Here is a 4073-nt window from a genome sequence, read left to right on the forward strand (position 1 = left end):
GACGAGAAAAGTAGATGTTCGCGTTATTACTGCAATGAATCAGCCTCCAGAAGTATGTTTAAGAGAAAATAAAATTCGCACTGATTTATACTATCGATTAAATGTGTTTTCATTATATATCCCGCCGCTTCGCGAAAGAACTGAGGATGTACTGTTATTAGCGTCTTACTTTTTGAAAGAATATAATAAAAGTTATAAAAAAGGTGTACTTCAAATTGATAAGGAAGCGAAAGAAAGATTACAAGCTTATCAATGGCCTGGAAATGTTCGTGAGTTAAAGCATACGATTGAACATGCTGTCATTATTACAGAAGGGAATTCGTTAACAGCAAATTGCTTGCCACGAACATTTCGGAAAGAGAAACTTCCGAAGAAGAAAAGTATATTACCGCTTAGGGAAGCTCTTCATCAAATGGAAAAGGAATTAATAGATCAAGCGTTAATTGAAACKGAAGGGAATATTTTGCAAGCAGCAAAAATGTTAGGTATTCCGCGTCAAACGCTTCAATATAAACTGAGCAAGTACGACAAAACCGCCGAATAATCGGCGGTTTTTGTGTGTTTGCACCAATAAAAGAGCGTTTACATATATAACAAGTAATGAATATGATAGTAAATATCGTTTTAGTACAGCACTTAAAAATATTTATTCTCTTATATAATAGGGTATTTCTCACATTTACTTATCAAGAATATGAAGTTGGCATAATTATTGCTTATATAAAGGATGAGCGTATAAAAAGGGGGAATAGCAATGTTACATGATGTATACAAACCAAATCGTCACTGGAAGGATATTGAATTATGGAAAGATGTTACAGAAGAACAATGGAATGATTGGGTTTGGCAATTAACGAATACGATCAAAACTTTAGATGATTTAAAGAAAGTAATTAACTTAACACCTGACGAAGAAGAAGGCGTTAAAATTTCAACGAAAACGATCCCGTTAAACATTACACCGTACTATGCTTGGCTAATGAATCCTGATGACCCACGCTGTCCGATTCGGATGCAATCAGTACCGATTTCGGAAGAGTTATATAAAACAAAATATGATTTAGAAGATCCTCTTCATGAAGATGAAGATTCACCAGTCCCAGGATTAACTCATCGTTATCCAGACCGTGTACTATTTTTAGTAACGAATCAATGTTCTATGTATTGTCGTTACTGTACACGTCGTCGTTTTAGTGGACAAATTGGAATGGGCGTACCGAAAAAGCAATTAGATGATGCGATTGCTTATATTAGTGAAACACCACAAGTACGTGACGTTTTAATTTCTGGCGGTGATGGACTTCTAATTAATGATAAAATTTTAGAATATGTATTAAAGAATTTACGAGCAATCCCGCATGTTGAGATTATTCGTATCGGAACGAGAGCACCAGTTGTATTCCCACAGCGTATTACAGAAAACCTGTGTAACATAATTAAAAAATACCATCCAGTATGGTTAAATACGCATTTTAACACTTCTATTGAGATTACAGAAGAATCGAAACTAGCATGTGAAATGCTTGCAAATGCAGGTGTTCCAATTGGAAACCAAGCTGTAATTTTAGCTGGAATTAATGACAGCGTTCCAATTATGAAAAAACTTATGCATGATTTAGTGAAAATTCGTGTTCGTCCATATTACATTTATCAATGTGATTTATCAGAAGGTATCGGCCATTTCCGTGCACCAGTTTCGAAAGGTCTTGAAATTATTGAAGGCTTACGTGGACATACGTCTGGTTATGCAGTACCAACTTTCGTTGTCGATGCACCGGGTGGAGGCGGAAAAATTGCGCTTCAGCCAAACTATTTAATTTCACAAAGTGCGGATAAAGTTGTTCTTCGTAACTTTGAAGGGGTTATTACAACGTATCCAGAACCAGAAAACTATATCCCAGGAAGAGCAGAAGGCTACTTTAAAGAAATTTATCCGACTTATGAAGAGAAACGTTCTGATATCGGCGTTGCAGGATTGATGAGTGATAAGAAATTTAATCTTGTTCCAGACATGTGGAATGGACTATCAAGCAGACCATACTGTAAAAGAAATTGAAGATCAGTTGTTTTTAATTTATACGAAAGATTTGCCAAAACAACTAACATACGAAGAGTTGATGGGAAGACCACGTTTATTAAAAAGGAATTATTTCGACTTCTAACCAGCTTTTATGCTGGTTTTTTTCTTTTTTGCCTTGTATAATGTACCCAAGTTAGAAAGGTAGGGAATATTTTTGAAAAAGACATTTTACCATTATATGATGAAGCACCGTGCAGCTTTATTTAAAAATGAAATATCAGATTTAGCAGAGGCGATGTATGATGATTTAAGTTTTCCGAAGCAATCTGAAGACTATGATGTAATTAGTTCATACTTAGAGTTAAGTGGAATGCTAGAAAGTATGTCTATATTTGATGATGCATGGGATTTATATATACAAGAGAGATAACGATATGAAGTTTTAGGAAAATGAAAGCATAATGAATACATTACCTTGAAAGAAGTGAAGTATTCATTATGCTTTTTTATTTACAATACGTCTTGCTGTTAGAAMATAAATGAAAAGTGAAAGCTAGTTTAAATACTAGCTTTTTTAAGTTATATACAAATTCTACTTTTTTATTGAAAAAATTTATGAATATAAGCTTCTGTGATAAGCGTTTTTATGTAGGTTGCATATACTGTTATCAAAATCACGACGTTTAAAAAAGGAGAGATATTGATGGCAAGGAAAAAACAACCTAAATATAACGTAGGGGACATAGTCGTGATTACGCTATATGGAACCGTTGGGAAAGTTACAAATATGAAAGTTTTAGATGGAGTTTACGTATACGAAGTAAATAATCACGATGGATTTTATGTAGAACAAACTTTGCAGCATGTTACAGAGCAAGAAATGAAAAAGGGCGACACAGAGTGGATTGAATTAAATTATAACTTTACGTTTGGTGATCTCGTGCAAGTAACTGGATATGATAAAGATGTTTTTCGTATTGTTGGTTTTCGTACAGAAGTATGGAGATATAAAAATGATGCATGGGAAGATACTATATATGAATTGTCACGAATTACTGATGGTGAATGGTTAGAAGCTGATGAATCAGATTTAACATTACTTGCCAATGCACAAACGGCAAATGCAATTTTGAAGAAAATGAAACAAGATAAAGCTGGTATGAATAAATTAGATTTAGGAAAATTGCAGTCAATTAACAATTCAAAAAAAGTAAGTGTAAAGACGAATCGCCAAGAAATTATTGATGGGTTATTAGATATTTATAATGATTATCATTTATTATTCGATACATTTAAAGATGAAGAATATAAAATTGTTATGGATGTTGTTCAAAATTATTTAGTTAAATTGACAGAGAAAAAATAGTTAACTAGAAAGAGAGAATAAATTGAACAACAACATATGCAGTATAAGGTATGCCTACAATTATTAAAAAAATAAAAAGCCATTTAATAAGAGAGTCTGCCCATTGATCTTCATGCATGAACTCTTCTTTTGTTTGCTCTACTTCGTATTGGTATTCCATTATTATTTCCCCCTTTGGATAGCTTGTACTAACATCGTATGCCCTTTACCTACATGATATGACTTATAAAAAAAGAAAAACTATTTTTCTAATCTCATATACATAATTTTGAGATTTTTTCATAAAACAGAAATAAAGGAGTGATGCTCATGAAGGAAATTGAAGTCGTAATTGACACGGAAGAGATTGCGGAGTTTTTTTATGAGCGACTAATTGAAAGAGGGTACGTTCCAAAAAGAGAAGAAATTGAGGACCTGGCAGATATTACATTTGAGTATTTATTAGAGAAATGCATGATTGATGAAGTTTTTGATGAAGAGGAAGATTGAAAGTAACGGCGGGCTTAACTCGTCGTTTTTTACTCTTTACAAACTTGTCACAAATATAGACAAGAATTGTTGGTATAATTAAAAGAAAATTTTATACAAGAGGTGAAGGGATGTTCAAAAAAATTATTGATTCTTTATTAGGAAAGAAAAAACATCGTTCGTATTCAAGTAGTGATTATCGTCATAGAGGGCGCTCAT

5 protein-coding genes and 2 pseudogenes are annotated in these 4073 nt (G+C 33.0%); 6 read left to right on the forward strand and 1 reads right to left on the reverse strand.

Annotation, left to right across the window (positions count from 1 at the left end; all coding sequences use genetic code 11):
• From AC1DJR_RS26800 to AC1DJR_RS26820, 5 genes and pseudogenes are all read left to right on the forward strand, one after another.
• Positions 1-544: AAA-type ATPase lid domain-containing protein (locus AC1DJR_RS26800; RefSeq protein WP_477003938.1), on the forward strand; the 544-nt coding region annotated here is incomplete at its 5' end.
• 210 nt (positions 545-754) lie between these two features.
• Positions 755-2011: pseudogene (gene kamA / locus AC1DJR_RS26805) on the forward strand (lysine 2,3-aminomutase); the annotation flags it as partial.
• Positions 2010-2162 (forward strand): annotated as a pseudogene (locus AC1DJR_RS26810) (YokU family protein); the annotation flags it as partial. The pseudogenes kamA and AC1DJR_RS26810, both read left to right, overlap by 2 nt.
• Before the next feature lie 72 nt (positions 2163-2234).
• Complete coding sequence (locus tag AC1DJR_RS26815; RefSeq protein ID WP_002085796.1) at positions 2235-2450, forward strand: YozE family protein; 216 nt, start codon at positions 2235-2237, stop codon at positions 2448-2450.
• A 273-nt stretch (positions 2451-2723) separates the two neighbouring features.
• Positions 2724-3386, forward strand: coding sequence for a hypothetical protein (locus AC1DJR_RS26820; protein WP_044441863.1), 663 nt, complete (start codon positions 2724-2726; stop codon positions 3384-3386).
• A gap of 4 nt (positions 3387-3390) precedes the next feature.
• On the opposite strand, the gene AC1DJR_RS26825 is transcribed toward AC1DJR_RS26820, so the two are convergent.
• A complete protein-coding gene (locus AC1DJR_RS26825; RefSeq protein ID WP_002018281.1) occupies positions 3391-3546 on the reverse strand; it encodes a DUF3930 family protein in 156 nt (51 codons plus the stop codon).
• 149 nt (positions 3547-3695) lie between these two features.
• Between AC1DJR_RS26825 and AC1DJR_RS26830 the strand changes: the two genes are divergently transcribed.
• Positions 3696-3875, forward strand: a complete 180-nt coding sequence (locus tag AC1DJR_RS26830; RefSeq protein WP_002012644.1) for a YozD family protein — start codon at positions 3696-3698, stop codon at positions 3873-3875.
• Positions 3876-4073 lie beyond the last annotated feature (198 nt).

Source organism: Bacillus sp. 05T31 (assembly GCF_056396725.1).

Excerpts from the sequence above, each read along its gene's own strand:
- AC1DJR_RS26825 (WP_002018281.1), bottom strand. The coding sequence starts at position 3,546 with ATGGAATACCAATACGAAGTAGAGCAAACAAAAGAAGAGTTCATGCAT.
- AC1DJR_RS26820 (WP_044441863.1), top strand. The coding sequence starts at position 2,724 with ATGGCAAGGAAAAAACAACCTAAATATAACGTAGGGGACATAGTCGTG.
- AC1DJR_RS26830 (WP_002012644.1), top strand. The coding sequence starts at position 3,696 with ATGAAGGAAATTGAAGTCGTAATTGACACGGAAGAGATTGCGGAGTTT.